Below are 18,605 nucleotides of genomic sequence, written 5' to 3'. Positions count from 1 at the left end.
CTCCGGCCATCGCCGAACGGGTGAACTCAATCCTACGAAATATAACGTGAAGTACGCCGATTTTTCCTATTCTCCACCGTTCTTCTCGGCCACGAAAGCCGCAAGCTGGGCATAGATTGCCACAATATCATCCATCGACATGCGTACAAGTCCGCTGGACGAAGGCGCAACGAACTCCTGAATCTCTTTCACAACCGGGTCATCCTGGAATCCCCATTCTACTTTGGAGCGTTTGCTGTATTGGGTGTATACACCTTTGCCCACAAAACAAGCGATATCCGGCCGGTATGTCTTCAGCTTTTTCCGCAAAATCTCGCGTCCTTCCGCATACTCTTCCTTCGTAATATCCTCAATGCCTTTGGTTGGGCGGGCTACGATATTGGTGAAACCATATCCCAGCTTCAGTAGCTCACCATCCTCTGTTGCATCATATAGACGCGGGGTTAGTCCGGAACGCTCCAGAATGCGCCAGAAGCGATTGCCTTTATACGCATAATGATGACCAGTCTCTCCCGATGTAATGCTGGGATTGAATCCAATAAACAAAATCGATAAGCCAGTATCCAGATGATCCGGGATCATAGGGTGGCACCTCCTGAACTTTTTTGACCAAATGCCCTTGCAGCTGTGTATAAAATGATATAATGATCGAAGTGTTTTCCGTAAAGAACTGAAATTTTCATGAAAAAGGAAGCTGAACCAATGATTGCAGACATCATGTTAGAAGTCGTCCTGCCCGTCTTTCTCCTGATTGCTGTCGGGTCCTGGATGCAAAAGGTGTTCAAGCTGGACTTGTACACCCTCGCCAAAATCAATTTCTATTGTATTACCCCCGCAGCCGTCTTTATGAGCATGTATCGCTCGAATATGTCCGGTGAGTTGCTTGGTACGGTTACGCTTTTTTACGCGATCTATGTACTCATTCTCTATATTATAGGCTCTGTGGTATCCCGCTCGTTCCGTATGAACAAAGGCATGAAAGCCGCCTTCAACAATAGTATCATGCTGGATAACGCAGGCAACTACGGTCTACCGATTAACGCACTGGTATTCAGGGGTGACCCGCTCGCCTCATCCATTCAGGCACTGGTCATGTCCTTGCAGTCTTTGCTCACCTTCACCTATGGTGTTCTGTCCATCCAGGGTGCGAAGCTCAAAGGAAACTACCGTGCAGTCATTATCGGTTTTCTGAAAATGCCTGTACCGTATGCGCTCTTGCTAGGGATTTTGTTTCAGGCGTGGAAGCTGCCTTTGCCTACATTTCTGTCCATGCCACTCACCTATGCACAGCAAAGTATGGTTGCCGTTGCACTGCTGACACTCGGGGCACAAATCGTGAAATATCCGATTCGATTATATCGTCTTGATGTGTATGTTAGCACATTTTTACGCCTGCTGATTGGTCCGGCAATCGGCATCAGCATCGTGCTGCTACTCGGGCTGGAAGGCATAGCGGCTCAAGCACTCATTATCGCATCAGGCATGCCTACCGGGGTCAACTCTTCCATTCTTGCCGAGGAATATGACAACGAGCCTGATTTTGCTGCCCAGACGGTGCTGATCTCCACTCTACTTAACATTATTACGATTACGGCACTGATTTCGTATGCCAAAACGTTCTAATAATTAACTAAGCTCACATCCCTAATTAGGGGTTGTGGGCTTTTCTCATTTAGCTTCATTCGTCCCGGTTATAGACATAAAGTCTTAAGGGTATCTCTTCTCTAATCCAACCTTAGAACCTTTTCGCGCGTCAAAAGGGTATTATCCGTTGCGAAACTACGTTTCGGCCTTTAAAATTATTGGGTAATAAATTCTGGAAGTTATTAAGTTCATGGTCTACATTTTATCTACATATCTTCATTATCATTTCTACGAGGTGAATGTTGTGACGAGAATTGTTGTACCCCCTGAGAAACTTCAGGAGATTTCCAACCAGTTTGCCCAAGCTTCGGAACAAAGCCGAAACATGATCAGTAATTTAAGCAGACAGATTAGTTCGTTACAGAGTCAGTGGTCCGGAATCACGCAAGAGCGTTTCTTTCAGAACTTTCAAGTGGCACACCGACAAATGGCGAACTTCTCCACTTCGGTATCTTCCATTGGCACAGAGCTGAATACGATTGCCACTCGTTTTGCACAGACAGATCAGTCTCAAGGTCAAGGCGTGCAGGCAAATGGAGGCCATCCCAGCTCAGGCAAAAATGTGAAAACAACGCTATCAGATCTGTATGATCAAGGGAGCAAGTCTTGGGATGTTATTAATACAATACAAGGAAACTTTGCCAAGGCGGGCACCATGCTTCATGCAATCGCAGCAACCTCAATGGTTATGACACGAACTGTGCAGTTCAACACAAGTGCATCAAAACCGATGGGAACTGCTGTACATACAGCTCCATGGGTCAAAGGAAAAGGCAACACACTCCTAAGTCGTATGGCTAGAAACATAGACAAGCAATTTCGAAATCCTGGGTTAGTTATGAAAGGGCTAAAAGGGTTTGACCATTTGACGACAAAGTTAAAATTGGACGGTTTGGGTCTAGGATTTAATAAAGCAAAGAGCTTCACACAGTGGACTAGAAACGTCATTGCAGGTGTTCATACAGGCAGTATCGGAATGAAAACTTCTTCAATACCAAAAATGATTAGCAGAAAATTATTTCCTATCAATGTGGGCTTGAACGTTATTGATGAAAGCATCAAAACAATAACAAGGATCAAAGATGGAAGTTTAACCAAAACTGATCTTGCTGTATCCACATCCAATGTTATTATTAAATCGGCCGCCGCAGGAGTAGGTTCAGTATTCGTTGGAACTTTAGCATCAGTAGTTGGACCAGCGGGAACAGCTATCGGAGCTTATGCAGGCGGAGCTATTGGGGCTTTTGTGGGAGATCACATAGCTAAAGTAGCTGAAAAAGGCATACGTTGGGTGAGTAGCTTATTTAAGTAGAAACACTTATTTTCTTTCATCGGGGAGGAACTATGGAGTCCATAACCTATACTAGAAAAACAGCATTTTACAAATCTTTTGTCTGTTTTATTTTAATTTTGATTGCTTTCATCCTTTTATATGAAATCTTGACCGCTGACCTAAGCTTCTTTCAATATGCTTATTACGGTTCGGCTTCATTTCTATGTTTTTGGTTCTTTGGGCCGGCTTGGTTATCGTTAACCTGGATTGCAATGGCTAAAGAACCTGTACTCGTTCGTTGGGACAAATCTCGAATTCTACTAAACAATGGTACATCCATCCCTTGGAAAACCATTACTAGAATTGAACTCAAACAGCCATTCTTGCGTAAATGGGTACAACATTCACCTCCTTTTTATCGGCTTCATTTACACCATAATAAATTTGAAGATATAAATACATTTCATATGCTCACAGAGAAAGAACTAACCTCTTGTTTGGGGAGGCTGCGTCAGTGCTGGCATCAATATAAAGATAACTAATGTACTTCACCTGTAATGATCATCTAAGCGAAAGAAGGAGATTCCACTCATGACTAAACCTCTAGTTACCTTGTCCATCGAAGAATTCGGGTTTGCACTTGCTACCCTTGGTGCAGAACACATTGCTGCCGGGCTTCTAAAGCCAATGTATGGCGAGTTATCTGAACAGCACTGGGAGCTTGTTCTGAGAGCAGCCTCCCATAGTTTATTATCCAAAGGGCTCATCGTACGCATGGAAGAAACGGAGATTGAACTCGAACCGGAGTTTCTGAGGATGCTGACGCATTTTTCCCAGAGCCGCAGTATGATTCGTGCCTATTCGGACAGCCTCGGACAAGAAAAGGTACTGACTATTCACCAAGGTACAGATAACAACGATACATACTTATATCACTTGGCAGTGGATCAACGTGTGCACCTGTTCACTTGGACAGAACCGAAGGAATGGATGGAAGAGCTGTTCCAGTTCTACACAGGTCAGCAGAAGCCATTCATTGAACAGCCTACTCGATTTAAGATCACGGAAGAACAATGGAATGTGCTTACAGACGAGGATAACCACGCATCCTTGGATAATTTAACGAGTAATTGGGAGTTCTCCTCAGAATCGCATGAGTTACTATCACGTTGGCATGAATCCTTTGAAACGTCTGGACGGCAACTGGATAACCTGAGCATTATTCGTTATACCAGTGACCAATCAGAAATACCGTTACCAGATCAAGCACTGCTCATGCTTCATACCGAGCAAGGCTTCTGGAGCATTTCCAAAGATAACTCTGACAGCGAAAACGATGCCAGCATCGAGATTACTCAGCATTCCGCAGCATCCTTGCGTAAACAATTACAGGCCTGGATCGGAAACTTCACTACTCCTGTCTCTACTCCTTAAATGCGTATCTAATACAAAGAAGTCCAAAGGCAACGACTCACCGCTGCGCTTGGACTTCTTCTATGTTACGCCTGTTCAATTGTTTGTTGCCGGATGTTACCCGATGATCTGATAAGCCTTATTCGTAGAAGGCCTACGATGGACTATGATTCAACCGTGGTTCGCTCTGGGAACTTGCCGCCTTCTCTGAACAAACATCGTACCAGCCACTGAGCTGCCTTATTGAAAAAAAAGCTGGGACTGACTCCATCCACTTGAACAGGCTCCAATTCTTTCACACTTTCCTTGATCTTATTCATCTCAATGAGTCCCATCTTCCGCTCATTCGGTCCGAATCGATAAATAACCTTTTCATCGTCCTCCGTCTGTTTCACCAGCAAAATCAATGACGCCATACAGGTTACCCCCTCGTTACGTAGTGAGATTCCAATGCTATTCACTCCTCTTATAATTATTACCTAGAATAGAAAGATTAGATATAGGGCTTTGGTTTATTCGGCTGATTCAAACATCCCATCTTTCCTACAAAAAAAAGAGGCCCTTAGGCCTCCATTTTCATCATACCAAGCTACTAATTTGATTCCAGACTACTAAAAAACCGTTCAACAAAAACATCACCATATATTTTCTTCATATATGTCGTGTTAAAAATATATTGTTCCATACCCTCAAGCTTGCGCAGACTGCGTACCAGTACTTTCCGATCATCATCAGATAAATCAAGGTTATCATCAATCTTTGTCAAAGCATTTTTCACACGTGCGGACACCTGTTCAACATACCGATGGTTATTGGATTTTGGCGGAATGCATTGCGTCAGGTCACAGCCCACAAAACGAACACCGTCAAGGATGCAGTTTTCTAAATTGACGATTAGCTTCTGTTTGCCATTCCCCTCAAACGTAATATCCACTAACTTGCCACTAAAGGAACAATTGACGATATTGGCAGCTTGTAAAATCCGATCATTGAATCTACATTTAACAAAGGTACAGTCAATAAACGTAGCATTCTCCAATGTCATGCCTCTCATATCGCAGGAGGAGAATTCGCAATTGGTGAAAACTGCTTCACCTTTGGCAATGCCAACAGATCGCAAGTCCGAGCGAATAAACGTACACTGATCAATGGTACTACCAGCAAAAAATCTCGTATTCGTAAGATCACAGGTATCAAATACAAGCTGATGCAGAGTGCAGTCTCAGAATATAGGTGAACCAACATTTGAGTTTGTTACGGTTGTTCCGCTTATCGTTTCGTTTTCATACCTGAAAATATCAGAAAAACATTCGTTGTCCACTGACATACCAGACTCAAGTTTTCTCATCCCGATCACCCTATCATTTCTTCCAGTTTAGACCAAAAAATTTCCTACTCTTAACTCGTTATTATATCATAAAGCTATATAGATATTGAGATAAGTACGGCAATGAGAACATTCCTTGTCTGATACCAAAAAAGCCGCTGAAATCGCGACTTCAATGGACTCTTACGATAAAAACAAATATTATGTCGAAATTTCGTTGTTATATGAAGTTATTTGTATTTTTTTATCACATTATGTCTTGGATCAATGAGCCATGTAAACCGTTCCTTATTCATATATACTTCCCGAGCATTCACAATAGATGGGATCACATCCTCCCCCTTATAGAATACTCTTCCCCCGACTTTCTGAATCGGCACATGATATGAAATGCGCAAGGCTCTCATCAACACCGGCTCCAGTAACATGGCATAATAAGTGATCTGGTTCTTCTCCGCATAATGTACAATCGCAGATAATAAATCGGTGACATATCGTCCCCGGAAGGTCGACAATATGGCCAGTTTATCAATCTCGGCAATGTTCCCCATTTCAGCCTGGATCAAGGGATGTTTCAGAAATGGCCCGATTTGGTTCATCAGGCTTTCTTCAGCATATGGTTTGATTTCAATTGAACCTACATAGTGACCTTCCTCCGTAATCACGACATATCTTTCTAGAAATTCCTCTGAGAACTCGAACTCAAACCCCTTTTCGTTCCAGACCGTTGTCCATATCCCGTTAAACATCGCAAACTCCAATTCATTTTCTACACGTTTAAACATTTTCTTCTCTTCCTCTCTGAGTCTTTATTTGGAAAACTCACCATTACTATCGGTTTAAACCGTTAAAATTGAACAACAAAAAAGGAATGTAACCAGGATGAAAAATCATCCCATTACATTCCTTTTTAAGTTCGTTCCATAGAACTATAAACGCGGATCAACGCGCTCCGATTCGAGAGATAAAGCGGCGAGTACGCATTCATGAATCCGCTCTATGGATTCTCCTCGCAAAAAGCGTTCAATACCTTCCATGCCCAAAGCACTTTCAAGCAGCGCATGTCTCTCCTTTTTCGACGTTTTACGTTTGCGAAGACGGGACACGTGCTCAGGAGCCAGATAATCCATGCCGTAGATGATATGCAAATATGCACGTCCTCTCACTTTGAGCGCAGGCTGAATCATGTTGTTACCGTTCCAGCTGCGGAACGTCTCGGGTTTGATGACAATGCCCTCATGCCCCTCAGCCGTCAGATCTTCCCACCAGCGAATAATCTCTTCCTCATTAGCCTCATCCGCAATAATACGGTATTCTGTTTCCATCATTAACTCCGAAATTCGAGCCAACTCACGATTTTGTTCCATGTGCCACTCATGTGTCTGCTCCCAGAACGTTCCCGTGCTGTGAGCCAGCGTGTGAAACGGTGCAATGCCAATGTCGCCAATATCCTGCACATCCCAGCAATAATACTGGAACACATCCCGGAATGTCTGGGCATTCGCCAGTTTATTCTCGCTTTCCTGTAACCAGTCCGCAACATCACGACCGATATTCATAGCCTTACGGATGTTTCCAGCCACAATGCTGCGATCCATCAGTGCCGCTTCCGCGACATGGGCATATTGAGAAGCGATAAGCTCTCGTGCTTTCAGGTTCCAAGGCACGATTTCTGCGTCCAGCAAGACAAATTCGGTGGAATACCGTTCGAAATATCCGCCCGCAGTCAAGTCCGCATGTAACTTGGCAAGCACCCTTTGTTCTGTCTCAGGATCAAAAAAGGATCGGCCTGTACGAGTTACAATACTGCCCAGCATCGGTCTACCCACTCGCTGAGATGCAGCCTGTTCGTCCCGGTAGAGAAGCAGAATTGCTCGGCTGCCCATATGCTTTTTCTCTGCTACCATACGGGTGACACCTTGTGAACGATAGTAGCGGAATGCATCCCTGGGATGCTCCATAAAACCTTCCACAGAGCATTCACCTGGCGGCGGACTCATCGTTGGCGGGATATAAACCAACTCCTCCAGCGGCACGGTATAATGAGACACGGTATCCAGTGCCGTCTGCACCACTTCTCCCTGTACAGCGACATTCAACCGCGACCCCGTCTGAACGGTAAAACCGTCCTTGAACTTGCGAATATTCGGCGGTGCAAACCGCCGCTTTTCCCAGCGCTTCAGCGGACTGTCTGGATCTTGGGCATAGTCCTGCTTCGCTGGAACACTAAGCATTTCCCGTTCCGGCATTCTCCACGCCGTAAGCATACCACCAAATACAACACCCTGATCAATATTCACCGTATCATTCACAATGGTAGGATACGGCCTTGGGTCATGCCCCCAGACAATGCATTCACCGGACGTATGATCCACGTACCAGTCTTTACGCACAGGCCGACCCTTCTCATCCGTTCCTTCCACATCGCCATAGCGGCAGTAATCCTGAATGCGTTTCGATTGCTTGCCGATAAAATGATCCCGTATCCCGGCATGGGCGACAACAACTTGCCTTACCCCATTCCGTGTAAACACCAGATGGGCAGGTGCATCCAGCAGAAAATGCTTCAATGATTCCCGTACCCTTTGGGCCTCGTCACTGCCTCGTTCCTGTTCGAGCTGAAGTAATTCAGCCTCTACAAGCTCATCCCCATGATTTAAGGTGACATCGCGTCCGTCCAAATAACGTGCAATTTTCCAACCATGGTTACTGTCAACCATATAAGCAAGACCAGCGGCACACTGTTGTTGCCAGAAAAGCAAACATTTCAACGATTCCGGCCCCCGGCTGCTCACATCTCCGACAGAAACAAGCCTCCGACCCTCAGGATGGCGCATCAAGCCATCTCCTTGCTCATCCACGTATCCGAGACGATGGATGACTTCCATCATTTCATCATAACACCCGTGGATATCACCAATGATGTCAATACCTGTGCCCATGTCTATCATCAGCGGATTAACTGTACGCACAAAGGTCACTGGGTAAGGATGCTTCAGCACATAACTGGCATCAAATCCTTCATCGCGGATCGCACGCAAGGTACGTTTGAATTGCTGTAGCTGCTGTTTTACCCTCTGACGTCCGCGCGGATGCTTACGCTGATCATCACGTTCGAGCAGCACGGCCTCCGGCACATCCAGTACCATAGCGATGATAGGCACATGGGCTTTACGTGCCAGTTCGATTAACCGTCCGCGATCCTCGGGATACAGATGAGTCGCATCCACCAGGGTCAGCTTGTTCAGACGACAACGAGTGGCGAGCATCGCTTCCATCGCTTCGAATGCCTTGGCAGATACTTGCTGATACTCCGCATACAGCACATCCGCTTCACTGCGAGGACGATGCTTCCATTCCACATACTCATCGTCACCGACCAGCATGCGAAACTGATCTGACGAGACTACTTCGGTAGCACGAATGACCTCCTCTGCCACAAGCTTTGCGAGCAAGGTGCTTTTACCGCTGTTCGATGGGCCAATCAGCACAACAATTCCGGCATAAGGCAATCGAACCTCTCGCTGTCCATCCTGCTGTCTGCTTTCTTTTCTCATACATGCCCCTCCTTTCCCCGTGTGAATACTACCAGCTGTGTCGGCTGTCCATAACCTTCCTTGTCCTCACCGATGCCCCTGATCTCGTAAGCATAATTGCCTTTATCTGCCCACCCCGCACATCGGACATTGAACTCCTGACGTGTCCATTCAAAACGGTGATCATGGTGACGTAATTGCTCTTGCTCCATTGCATATACTTCGTTATATTCCTTATTCGGTGTAGTAACTAACAGCACTTCAGGCTGATACTCTTTCAGAATCGTATCCATAATGCCATCCAGACGATATTCCTCAATATGTTCAATCACTTCACACAAGATCATGACATCCTGATGCTGCAACTGTTCGTCAAAATAAAACAGGGAACCGAGCATCGGCTCCGGCATAGCCTGAACTCCTGCCCGATCCTGCATTTTGGCGAAACGTTCCATTGCCCGCAGACGTGATTGCCCGGAGGGCTCAACGGCAAGGATCGATTCTACTCCCGGGATATAGGCAAGATGGGCAGACAGCTTCCCCTCACCTGCACCCATGTCCACAATATGTCGTTTGTCAGGCAAGGAAGCCACGATGTCCGTGATCGCTCGATAACGCAAATCATTTAATCGCACAGGCTTTTTGGATGAGTCTTCAACTTCATCTGCACTTGTACCCTCATGCGCAGATAATACCGACTCCGATTTCAATGTTTCCTCTTCGTCAGCGCCTGTCCCCTCACCCTGCACAGCTCCTAGTAATTCAGAAGCTAATGCTCCATGCTGTCGCTCATACGTCCGAATGAGTTCGGCAAAATGAAGCGTACGCCTAACGATAAGTCCCTTAAGCGGGTGGTAATTTAACCAACCCTCGCCATACCGGTTGATTTTATCAATCTCATCCTCACTGATGAAATAATGTTTGTAGTTATCCAGCACTGGAATGAGCAGAAATAACTGACGTAAGGCCTGTTGTATCGTTTGCTCACCACGCAGGGTGATGTGACGAACCGTGCTTCTATTTTTCAGGTCAAACGAATACGCCGATTCTCCCCGTTCCACAACAACGTCATACCCAAGATTAGAGAACAGTTCCTCCACTACTCGGTCGGGCAAGTCGGAGGCTACCGGGCCGAACTTCATCTCCAAATCAAAGGCGTGATTCACCCATTTCACATAGTCTTCCTTCGGTTTTCCATTCAGAGCCGTGCCCAGCGCATTCCGTATGTAAGAGCAGAATAGGCTGCTGGTCACAAACTCTCGGTCGTTAATATACTGTGTGATATCATATCCGTCCGGTGTACCTCTGACGAGATCTACCGGATCGGGCTCAGCATGAATCAACACCTCGATCTCCTGCTCCTCAGCCTTGGTGTATACCATGCGTACACGTACTCCCTTGTCTGTCCGGTCATACACGTTATTCGGATTTTTAGCGAACAGATGGGATATAACCCCTGCACCAACTCCGCTTGCTTTTATAATCAGATGCATCCTTTCTCCTCCTCTCATTGATCGATATCCTTTGATAAAGGTTATCCCGTGCTTCGTTCATTGCCAGACTTCCTGCACAGCTGCTTGAAAAATCCGGTTTAACGCCTCAATTTCCACATTTACATGTCCTTCGATCCCAACAGCAACCTGCTCCACATGGGCAATCTGGTCCGTAATGTAGGCTTGTATAGCCGGAAGCTGCGGCTCCATATCCAGTTCGTCTCCGGCTTTTTTTCGGCGTAGCAGCTCATGAATCTCGGTATACAGGGGCGTGCCCGCTGGTACCAAGGTCTCAACGAGTTCGTCAAAAGCCATCGGCGGCATGGTTTCATAACGTTCGATCCAGCCACAGGCCAGCAACGGGCGCAACACATAAAAGTATTTTTTGATTTTCACTTGTTCGCCCTGCAAGTAATCACGGAAATTGCCTTTGGCCATGTTCAGGTAGTGATACATACATGATTTCGGTGAAAACGTCAGCGGTGACAGGCTCCGAATCTGTTCAGCTACGCTATATTGCTCATCATATTGAATCGGGGACTGTAACCACTCGAGTAGCGGCGGATTGGACTTGCGAAACAGCTTCAATGCTTTGCGTATATCCCATCCGTTAATATCCAGTTGGTCGCTGATCGGACGTTCAATCACATCCCGCTGATCTTCAATCGACAGATACCACGCCAAGGGTCTGACATAAATAAAACGCACATCGTAGTCACTGTCCTGCGAAGGAAATCCCCACGCCCGGCTGCCTGACTCACAGGCATAGATAATGCGAACTTGTTCCTCCTGCTCAATCTGTGCAAGCTGCTTGGCGATAGTATCTCTCATCGCCTGGTCTACATTGCTCATCCCTGTTCCCCTCCTTCGCTGCTTTCACTTAAAATTGAAATTTCCTTACACGCCCCGCAATCGTCTCATACCCTGTTGCTGTCTCTGCAATATATGTCAGTACGGCTTCACTCCAGCCATAGATGTAAAAGGTTTGACCATCCCGCGGCGGAACCATTGCCTGCCGATAAGGGGTAATATCTACAATGAATGCCTGTAGCCCCGAATTCATAAGACGTCGGTACCGTTCTAACTCGGCATAAAACGAGCTCCCCTCATTCTGCTGTTCATCTGTAATCATAATGATGCGATCTACCATCTCTTTGGACTCTCGTAGCTCTCGTACAGGTCTTCCTGTATCGGTTCCACCTTGTGCACGAATTCGATCTGCCTGAGCAAGAATACCCTCATCCAGCTTGGGGCGGGCATCTTCGACTTGTTGATCGAATAACCAGAACAGTGAATTGCCCTCGGTTTGTTTGTACAGCGCCAGTGCGAGCACGGAACCGATACGTAAGTAGTCTCCCTGCATGGAGCCTGAGCGATCGAGGAAAATAGCCGTTCTTCCCGGCAACCGTGGCAGATTGTACACGGATAGCTCCACGGCCTGCTGCAACGCTTCCCTCAGTTCTGCCCGCTCAACCATCTCATAAGCTTTGACGAAGCGAAAAGGCAATATCCGCGATTGACGCAGTGCCTCTGCATCCGTCAGACGACGTGTGACGTAAGCGATATTTTTCTTTTTGGCAAAAACACCGGCACGATCCATCGCATTTAAATGACGCAGGAGCGCAAACATCGGCATCTGGAGCATTAAGGCTTCCCAAATCGGACGCGTCGGCTGAAGGATCGAGGTCACGACCGAATAAGGTAGTTTCCCTTTTTCAATCTGATGAAGCTGACTGGCTGGGTTACGTGTCGTTTTCAGTTTCTCCAGTGCCTGTAGTTGCGGAAGGTCCACCAGACTGGTCTCATGCCCCCGCAAATAACGGAATAAGGCTTGTTGCTTCTCATCCTTCGGCTTGGGATGTGCAGTGGCAATCATATCACCTAGACTGTACCCACGCCCACGTCCATTATATTTGATCGCCCAGTATTCGCTGATTTCGTTCAGGAACTGATTGACTTGACGCTTCACTGCACGTCCTCCCTCTCCCCGCCCGCTTCCTCTGAGGATCGTCAGAAAATCGGCCAGATCCGCTGGTGTCTTCACCACATGAGAGAAAACCTGTGTGAACTGCTCTGGATTAATTTTAGACAATATCGCGAGTCCGTATAAGGGCTGTAACCGCATGAACCCTTCATTCCGAGCATATACCAAAGCCTTCGCCATGAAACCTGCGTCCAGTTCAGCCATCTCCTGATGGCTGCTCCCCGCTTCTTGCATCAGCTGTTGTTCATCTGCATAAAACGTATTGTTCATCGTATTGGTCGTCAGCATCTGAATATATTGTTCCTCGACCAATCGCTCATAAGCTGCATAGCCATCATGATTATGTACTATAGATTGAGGTGTATTAAATAATGATTTGGCTCTACTCATCACACATTACCTCCCTACGAGTAAAATGCTCTGCTTCATCTATGTGGAACATCTAACGTTGTTGGTCAACGTTTCTTCGTTTCTTATAGAAGGTTTCCGAGGAAAAAGGGGGAAGGTTTTACCTGCTCTACCGCTGAGCTACACCGCCATAACCGGCGGCGATTGGATTCGAACCAACGACCTGGTCGATTAACAGTCGAAGTAACCCTCCCAGGCGCCTCGGAAATCAGATCAGCCGAGCTAATTCACTGCCCCGCTTCACATCCTTATTATGCAATGAAACCTTCAACCACGAACATGGTGAAAGTATGGCGACTTGGCGTGAATTAGAGTGAGTTGCAGTAACTTGAAGCCAATTGATTGCAGTACCTAGGTCTGAATCGACGTGACTTTGAACGGATCCGAGCAACTTTGTTATGAAAGAAGGCGTTTATCTTGATACAATGAGAAATATATAGTCCAATCGGGAGTGAGTCAGATGGCTAAAGAAAGCTTTGACAAAGAAATTCAGTTCCTGCGTATGCTGTCTCTGACCAGCGGCGCATATAATCGTCAGCAGTATGCCAAACGGCTTGGCATCTCTGTACATACCTTTGATAAAACACAGCGCAAGCTGCGAGATATTCGTCAGAGTCTGGCTGACCAGCGAACAGACAGCGAGGCCGGTTCAGAGATCAACGACCTTGTTCGTTTCCAGTACGGCGAGTCGGCCGAGCCGCTCCTGCTCTTCCTTTTTCGCGCCAAATCCATGAAAGAAACCGAAGTGGAGCGCTTGTCCGTCATTTTACATACCCTACAAGACGCCTCGCTGACCGCGATGGAATTGCTCGATGCCTGCTGCGCCGACCTGCCGGAGGAACTCGCGCTACCAGATGAGAAAACGATCCGTTCGGACTTGAAGTATCTGGAGGAAGTCGGTGTCATTCGCAAAGAACCCGGAGGACGCCCCTATCGATACGCCTTGCAGCAGGATGTGCTGACGCAGCTTACACCAGAAGAGCAACTGGAGTTATACGACTTCGTTGATATGATGGCGAACACACAGGTTCCATCGGTGCAGGGATATTTATTGAGGGATAGTTTAAAAAAGGTGATTACAGCAAGTTATCCGCAAGAAGAAGCAACCGAGCCATATATCTATAAATATCATTATTATTCACGTATTCTGGATGAAGCCCATCTGTATACCTTGCTTGGAGCAATTCGGCAACGCAGACGAGTGCAATTTCAGTATTTTTCACCGAAGAAACCATCCAGCTATAGCTCGCAAAATACGAATCCAAAGTTTGAACGCGAAGCTGGCGGAAGCTCCAATCGGATCATCCCGATTGAAGTCGTTTATGATCATCAGTACGGCCGCTGGTATGTCATTGGTTATCAGAGCCGTCGAAGATTCGTGAAGTTTCGGATGGAGGGCATCACCCAGCTGGAGGAGCTTCAGCCTATTGAAGAAGAGCATATGCTTGCATTGAAAAAAGAATGGGCTGACATCAGCCAGTACAGCTGGCTTGTCGATACAGGCCGCACCGTGACGGTGCAAGCACGCTTTTTCCACCCGGGAGACGGTCAGCGCAACTTTATTCTGGATCGCGTCCGGCTGCAAGGACAATGGGGGACCATTACACCCGAAACGGATCATAGCTTTCTGTATGAAATCAAGGTAAACGGTACAACGGAAATTAAACCTTGGCTACGCAGTTTTGGCTCAAGCTGCGAGATTCTGGCTCCGCGCAAGTTGCGTGAGGAAATGATTGAGGAATGGAAGGAGATTGCGGCGTATTATGAACCTGTTCGAGAAGATGTTCAACTACCAGATCATGACGAGACTGAATGAAACCGGACTGTTCACCTGGACTTCGCAGGAACGAGCCTGGCTCCGTATGATGATGGAACATCCGGCTGCACAAGAAGCGCTAAGCCCGCCAACGTTGACCAAACTAAACCATATGCTGGATGGGGAAAAGCACTTGAATCTGCAAGATTACCTGACGGAAAAAGCCAAAAGTGAGGAGAACCGTGTCTCTCATCCCCTACTGAGGCCGTTACGGCAGATGATTCTGAACGGTGAGGGGTTTCAAATGACAGGTCGTATCCGTAGCGGACGCACAAGCCAGGAGCAGTTCGGGTTCCCGTATAAGCTGGAATATTCCATGGTCAAAAAGGAATGGTATGTGCTCTGGTATGCCCCGCACTTTGCCAGATTAATGTCCACCAAGCTGCATAGCATCACCAAGCTGGAGGCCAGATCCATTCAACCGGAGGCCGCATCGCGATACAAAGCAAGCATCGCCCTGATCACAGAGAAACGTAAAACGACGATCACCATCGAGGTGCTGCCTGAGTTCAATGCGGAATTATCCCGTATACTGTATGCCTTCTCCTGCTTTGAAAGAGAGGTTGAATATAACGAAGCTAACCATGTGTATCGGATTCTGCTGACGGTTCCACGAAACGAGATCGATTATGTGTTGTCCAAAATGCGTTTTCTCGGCAAACGTGTTCGCATCATCCATCATTCGGCCCTACAGGAGCGAATGTCCGAGACTGCCGCCAAGGTGCTGGCGCGTTACGCGCAGTCTGAATCTAAACAACCGGACCATAAACCGGCTGCGCAAGGCGATTAGCATAGAAAGTCGCTTCAGAACTATCGCTACTGCTCGATCGCATCTTATCTGATGGAGTACCCTATACACAGACAAAAGGACGAAATGCTGCCAGGATGCGTCTGGCCTGTTCCGTTACTCCTATGGACTGGAACAGATCAACGGTCCTCATTTTCGTCCTTGCAAATGAATGTAATGTTGTAAATTAAACGCCCACACATCCCGCTCTACGTAGCACTGCTGCTGCTGGCTGCTCTCCGTCTTTTGTTAATGGCGTGTACGCCCATGACCACAGCAACCAACTCATAGGTGTCTAGATGCTCTGACTGATTATCCAGCACAAACGCCCCCGAACTAAACCAACCGCTTGTTCGGCGGAAGCTTACTACAACGCGGCCCGATCCATCGGTCACATCATATTCTTGCGAAAATGCCGGAGCAGATACATCGTAGATGCCACGTGAGCCCGCATCGTACTCATACTTTTTGCTAAAAAAGCTGAATCTTGCTCTTAGCACCCCCAGATGTGTGCCATCTGCTGCGGTCACGTCCCAGCGATTGGTCAACATGCGGAATTTGCCGCTGCAGACCAGACCTTTTCCATCCGATACATCGAGTGATGATCCAAATACACTTTTCAAATCCAGGTGTCCTGCTTGTTCCTGATCGGCATTCATAATTTCGGTATATCCGGCGTTGAAAAAGTTATCTCTGAAGTACAATTGCATCTCTCTCTCCCCTTCCCGTTTTACCCTTTCTAAGGATGCTCCTCATGTGAATTCATTTTTAATTACCCTATTAGCAATCATTATACATAAATTTACGTATTCAAACGGGGATAGGGTGCATATATCCGGACATTTCTACCAAAAAGAAAAACGAGCAGCTCTGCCACCCGTTATATCCAGCCTGTATTCATTTGCTAACGTAGGGGTCAGACTTCCACTTTTCTCGTGTTCATATAAATGATTCCCCATACGAGTAGCGCAGCGAGTGCCATTTCAAACAACGTAGTTCCCCAACGTCCATCCGCCCATATGACACCATTGGCTGAAAATGAGATGCCTGTACTCTCTTCAGTGAACTGAAACAGATCATTCGGACTGAACTTTCCTGAGAAAATAACATTTTCCAACCAGCTAAGCAGGTTGATCAGAACAATGAACGTGACAATTCCGATCCATGGGCCTGTTTTCCAGCGAAACGTTCCTGCTACACTGATGGAGAAAAAAATCAGGATCGTCATAAACAAAATAATCCAGCCTGTAAATAACAATGTGCTTATGACTTCAGCAATACTTATATTCGGTACATCAAAAAACACGAACAAACTCAGCTTTAGTTTCAGTGCGGCATACAGACACACGTGGACAAAACCAATCAGCAGCAAGCCCAATCCGCAAAGCGCACCAAAAATGATAGGCGATAACACATGCGACAGACCTGTAACCGGGATCAGACGACGATTGTAGGAGCGAATGTTAGCCGCATAGGTTTTAATCATTTTTATAAAAATGGCCACCCCTGCTCCTACATATGCCATCATGCCAAGTACATTTGCAGTGACACCAGAGGACATAAATATCATCAGTCCCAGTTGAACAATAATCAGGATGACCAGCCCTGCCAGTAGAGTGTTCCAGCTTCTTCTAAAATCATACTTCAACAATGTCATCATTCTGCATAGACCTCCTTAAACATCTCATCCACACTTTTTCCATGTTTCAGCCTGATTGTCTCGACTTCCTCATGCATAAACACCTTGCCTTCACGAATAAAGACCACTTCATCAAAAATGCGTTCAATATCATTCACCAGATGTGTGGAAATGATCAAGCTGCTGTCTTCATCGTAAAATTTAACAATGGCGTCCAAAATTTTGCCTCTGGCTACCGGGTCAACGCCACCGATCGGCTCATCGAGCAAATACAGCCGCGCCTTGCGAGACAATGCCAGTGTTAACTGCAGGCGTTCATTCATACCTTTGGACAAATGACTGACACGCTCTTCCTCGGCAAGATTCATAAACTCCAGCATCTCCCGTGCCTTTTCTTCATCAAAATCAGCATAAAAATCGCGGTAGTACGCGATCGCATCCCGCACTTTCATCCACTTCTCGGTTAACGGACGATCCGGCATGAATGAAACCAGTGATTTTGTCTCCAGACCGATTGGCTTACCAGTAACCTGAATGCTACCACTAGCAGGATGCAGCAAACCCGCGACCAGTTTCATCAGTGTGCTCTTTCCGCTTCCATTGCTACCTAGGAGACCTACAATTCGTCCAGGAGCAATATTCAGCGAGACATTATTTAGTGCCTGCTTCCTGCCATATACCTTATTGACCTGATTGATTTCAAGAATGTTACTCATGTGTCTGTTCCCCTTTCCCATGACTACCTTCTGCCAAAGCGTCCGTCACGATGGACACAATATCCTGCTCTTCAATTCCAAGCTCTTGCATTCCGGTTAGGAAACGATCCAGCAGTTCGCCAGCCATTTCTTTTTTGATCATCATGATTTTCCTCTCCTCACTTGTCACATATCTGCCCAAGCCCCGCTTCGTTTCAACGACTTCTTCACGCTCCAGCTCTTGGAACGTACGCTGTACTGTATTCGGATTAATCTGCAATTCGGCAGCCAGTTCACGAACCGAAGGAATTTTATCCCCTGCCTTGAGGGTTCCGGTTACAATCTGTCGTTTGATGTATTGCATGATCTGCAGATAGATCGGTAAATTGTTATCAAATTCGATAGGCACGATGTTCTCGCTCCTCTCTGTGTTGGTGTGTTAGTTACATAGTACACTAGTGATTTGGTGTTGTAAAGCCTATTTTCAAATGTCATTTGAACGCAATAAAAAAAACAGGTCTCGAAGACCTGCCCCTCTGGACTTTATATGCTATTCAACAAAGACTGATTCTGGCTCAGGCAACAGCTTT

General features: G+C 46.6%; 18 protein-coding genes and 1 tRNA gene. 6 read left to right on the top strand and 13 right to left on the bottom strand.

Annotated elements, in window-relative coordinates; all coding sequences use genetic code 11:
• Nucleotides 1–66: 66 nt before the first annotated feature.
• The gene (locus AC1VYS_RS05885; protein ID WP_482913421.1) at nt 67–582 is read right to left on the bottom strand and encodes a mismatch-specific DNA-glycosylase; all 516 of its coding nucleotides are present in this window, start codon (nt 580–582) and stop codon (nt 67–69) included.
• A gap of 120 nt (nt 583–702) precedes the next feature.
• Between AC1VYS_RS05885 and AC1VYS_RS05880 the strand changes: the two genes are divergently transcribed.
• The 4 genes from AC1VYS_RS05880 (at nt 703) to AC1VYS_RS05865 (ending at nt 4,351) form a co-directional block, all read left to right on the top strand.
• The gene (locus tag AC1VYS_RS05880) at nt 703–1,623 is read left to right on the top strand and encodes an AEC family transporter (protein WP_482914921.1); all 921 of its coding nucleotides are present in this window, start codon (nt 703–705) and stop codon (nt 1,621–1,623) included.
• 265 nt (nt 1,624–1,888) lie between these two features.
• On the top strand, nt 1,889–2,956 hold the full coding sequence (locus tag AC1VYS_RS05875) for a WXG100 family type VII secretion target (RefSeq protein WP_482913420.1): 1,068 nt from the start codon (nt 1,889–1,891) through the stop codon (nt 2,954–2,956).
• Between the two features lie 32 nt (nt 2,957–2,988).
• The gene (locus AC1VYS_RS05870; protein ID WP_482913419.1) at nt 2,989–3,459 is read left to right on the top strand and encodes a hypothetical protein; all 471 of its coding nucleotides are present in this window, start codon (nt 2,989–2,991) and stop codon (nt 3,457–3,459) included.
• A gap of 49 nt (nt 3,460–3,508) precedes the next feature.
• Nucleotides 3,509–4,351: a hypothetical protein gene (locus AC1VYS_RS05865; protein ID WP_482913418.1), complete on the top strand. Its 843-nt coding sequence runs from the start codon at nt 3,509–3,511 to the stop codon at nt 4,349–4,351.
• Nucleotides 4,352–4,494: 143 nt separating this feature from the next.
• Here AC1VYS_RS05865 and AC1VYS_RS05860 read toward each other — a convergent pair whose 3' ends face one another.
• The 8 genes from AC1VYS_RS05860 to AC1VYS_RS05825 all read right to left on the bottom strand — a co-directional run bounded on the left by AC1VYS_RS05860 (nt 4,495) and on the right by AC1VYS_RS05825 (nt 13,313).
• Nucleotides 4,495–4,746 carry an RNA-binding protein gene (locus tag AC1VYS_RS05860; RefSeq protein WP_441926057.1) on the bottom strand — a complete coding sequence of 84 codons (252 nt, stop codon included), beginning with the start codon at nt 4,744–4,746 and terminating at the stop codon, nt 4,495–4,497.
• A 176-nt stretch (nt 4,747–4,922) separates the two neighbouring features.
• Entirely contained in the window at nt 4,923–5,450 is a 528-nt protein-coding gene (locus tag AC1VYS_RS05855; protein ID WP_482913417.1) for a pentapeptide repeat-containing protein, read from the bottom strand.
• A gap of 437 nt (nt 5,451–5,887) precedes the next feature.
• Nucleotides 5,888–6,442 (bottom strand): GNAT family N-acetyltransferase, encoded by a 555-nt coding sequence (locus AC1VYS_RS05850; protein ID WP_482913416.1) that lies wholly within the window; start codon nt 6,440–6,442, stop codon nt 5,888–5,890.
• 144 nt (nt 6,443–6,586) lie between these two features.
• A complete protein-coding gene (locus tag AC1VYS_RS05845) occupies nt 6,587–9,214 on the bottom strand; it encodes a polynucleotide kinase-phosphatase (RefSeq protein ID WP_482913415.1) in 2,628 nt (875 codons plus the stop codon).
• The gene (locus tag AC1VYS_RS05840; RefSeq protein WP_482913414.1) at nt 9,211–10,686 is read right to left on the bottom strand and encodes a 3' terminal RNA ribose 2'-O-methyltransferase Hen1; all 1,476 of its coding nucleotides are present in this window, start codon (nt 10,684–10,686) and stop codon (nt 9,211–9,213) included. The genes AC1VYS_RS05845 and AC1VYS_RS05840 overlap by 4 nt, the downstream gene beginning before the upstream one ends.
• A 57-nt stretch (nt 10,687–10,743) precedes the next feature.
• Nucleotides 10,744–11,538: a nucleotidyltransferase domain-containing protein gene (locus AC1VYS_RS05835; protein ID WP_482913413.1), complete on the bottom strand. Its 795-nt coding sequence runs from the start codon at nt 11,536–11,538 to the stop codon at nt 10,744–10,746.
• 28 nt (nt 11,539–11,566) lie between these two features.
• Nucleotides 11,567–13,060, bottom strand: coding sequence for a TROVE domain-containing protein (locus AC1VYS_RS05830; protein WP_482913412.1), 1,494 nt, complete (start codon nt 13,058–13,060; stop codon nt 11,567–11,569).
• A gap of 153 nt (nt 13,061–13,213) precedes the next feature.
• A tRNA-Asn gene (locus AC1VYS_RS05825) sits at nt 13,214–13,313 on the bottom strand.
• A 225-nt stretch (nt 13,314–13,538) separates the two neighbouring features.
• Here AC1VYS_RS05825 and AC1VYS_RS05820 point away from each other — a divergent pair.
• Nucleotides 13,539–14,894: a helix-turn-helix transcriptional regulator gene (locus tag AC1VYS_RS05820; protein ID WP_482913411.1), complete on the top strand. Its 1,356-nt coding sequence runs from the start codon at nt 13,539–13,541 to the stop codon at nt 14,892–14,894.
• Nucleotides 14,860–15,684, top strand: a complete 825-nt coding sequence (locus AC1VYS_RS05815) for a WYL domain-containing protein (RefSeq protein WP_482913410.1) — start codon at nt 14,860–14,862, stop codon at nt 15,682–15,684. The genes AC1VYS_RS05820 and AC1VYS_RS05815 overlap by 35 nt, the downstream gene beginning before the upstream one ends.
• Nucleotides 15,685–15,890: 206 nt before the next feature.
• Here the strand turns inward: AC1VYS_RS05815 and AC1VYS_RS05810 are convergent, their stop codons facing one another.
• The 4 genes from AC1VYS_RS05810 to AC1VYS_RS05795 all read right to left on the bottom strand — a co-directional run bounded on the left by AC1VYS_RS05810 (nt 15,891) and on the right by AC1VYS_RS05795 (nt 18,424).
• Nucleotides 15,891–16,391, bottom strand: a complete 501-nt coding sequence (locus tag AC1VYS_RS05810; protein WP_482913409.1) for an LURP-one-related/scramblase family protein — start codon at nt 16,389–16,391, stop codon at nt 15,891–15,893.
• Between the two features lie 206 nt (nt 16,392–16,597).
• Nucleotides 16,598–17,341 (bottom strand): hypothetical protein, encoded by a 744-nt coding sequence (locus tag AC1VYS_RS05805; RefSeq protein ID WP_482913408.1) that lies wholly within the window; start codon nt 17,339–17,341, stop codon nt 16,598–16,600.
• Nucleotides 17,338–18,036 carry an ABC transporter ATP-binding protein gene (locus tag AC1VYS_RS05800; RefSeq protein ID WP_482913407.1) on the bottom strand — a complete coding sequence of 233 codons (699 nt, stop codon included), beginning with the start codon at nt 18,034–18,036 and terminating at the stop codon, nt 17,338–17,340. Before AC1VYS_RS05800 ends, AC1VYS_RS05805 begins: the two co-directional genes overlap by 4 nt.
• The gene (locus AC1VYS_RS05795) at nt 18,029–18,424 is read right to left on the bottom strand and encodes a GntR family transcriptional regulator (protein WP_482913406.1); all 396 of its coding nucleotides are present in this window, start codon (nt 18,422–18,424) and stop codon (nt 18,029–18,031) included. The genes AC1VYS_RS05800 and AC1VYS_RS05795 overlap by 8 nt, the downstream gene beginning before the upstream one ends.
• Nucleotides 18,425–18,605: the final 181 nt, after the last annotated feature.

The sequence above is a fragment of the Paenibacillus sp. G34 genome (genome assembly GCF_056856875.1).
The sequence above is the reverse complement of the archived record's forward strand: the minus strand, read 5'-3'. Positions and strand labels throughout refer to the sequence as shown.